The following is a 1,055-nucleotide window of genomic DNA, read 5'->3' as shown; positions in this document are numbered from 1 at the left end:
AAAGTGATTTTTCGTGGTTGCTGACATGGGATCAAGCCGAAGTTATAGCACTGCTGACCTATTGCGTCGGTCTGTCGTTGGATGCCGTGCAGTGTAATGCAGGAATGGACGGCAAAGTGGGCGGGGAGCTGGTATCGGTTGAGAACGCGCTGGAGTTTGATCTGCGTAACTGGTGGCAACCGACCAAAGAAAACTATTTTGGGCGTATCAGCAAAGTACAGATGAGTGAGGCATTAACCGCCATTGAGAAAGACGCGCAAGCGGCCTCCGTTCTCAAGATGAAAAAGGGCGATGCAGCCCATTTGGCAGCGGTTGAGATAGCGCAAACCCGTTGGGTGCCGGAATGTCTGCTCCCGATGGATGAAACCGTTTCTCTCTCTTCTACCGATGATTCTGCTGCTGCCTAACCGGAGGTGCCGTCTGAAAAGGCGGCATAACACACCATGACCCAAGAAGAAAAATTCACGTTATTGAAGCTGCAAGCCTTTACCTCCACTGATTTTGAGCAGTACCGCGAACGGGGCGAGGTTTTTCGTCAAACATTGTCCAGTGCGGTGATAGCTTGCTTGTCATTGCCTGAATACTGGGGTGTTGATTGCGAGTTTCGACAAGAGTGGGGCGGAGAATATCCGGTTCATCTACGTCTGAATTGTAAGATGGCCCCGACAGTATACATTGAGATAGTCAGTCCGAGCCATGAATCCCCTTACTGGTATGGGCGGCTGTGGTTTGAGGACGGCGAGTCAGTAGCATGGTTCTATAGCCGTGACTGTTTTGAACCTGACAGTATCAGGGGAGTGCTGGATATTCTGGCTGAATACATTCATGCAGGCTATACACAAGCGAATGAGCTGGCTGTGGCGTTGCGTATGGGAGGGCATGTCGTATGATCCCGAACCATTTAGCCTTAGTCGCTGTTAATCATTTTCAGGTCGCCGTGACACACGCCATTATCAGTGTAGAAACCCGGCGGGAAGCGGGGCGAAAATTGCCGAGCTATCCCTATGCCAACGCGTTGTTTCGTACCCTGAATGAGGGCCGGACGGTGATAACGG

The 1,055-nt window shown here is 51.4% G+C and carries 1 protein-coding gene and 1 pseudogene; both read left to right on the top strand.

Features of this window, described 5'->3' with window-relative positions; genetic code table 11:
• Positions 1-407: pseudogene (locus tag AEP37_RS26805) on the top strand (ParB/RepB/Spo0J family partition protein); the annotation flags it as partial.
• Between the two features lie 36 nt (positions 408-443).
• Positions 444-890 carry a conjugation system SOS inhibitor PsiB family protein gene (locus tag AEP37_RS23795; RefSeq protein ID WP_049615652.1) on the top strand — a complete coding sequence of 149 codons (447 nt, stop codon included), beginning with the start codon at positions 444-446 and terminating at the stop codon, positions 888-890.
• Positions 891-1,055 lie beyond the last annotated feature (165 nt).

This window comes from Yersinia pekkanenii (genome assembly GCF_001152565.1).
In the GTDB taxonomy this organism is placed as follows: domain Bacteria; phylum Pseudomonadota; class Gammaproteobacteria; order Enterobacterales; family Enterobacteriaceae; genus Yersinia; species Yersinia pekkanenii.
This window is presented reverse-complemented; position numbering and strand designations above follow the sequence as displayed.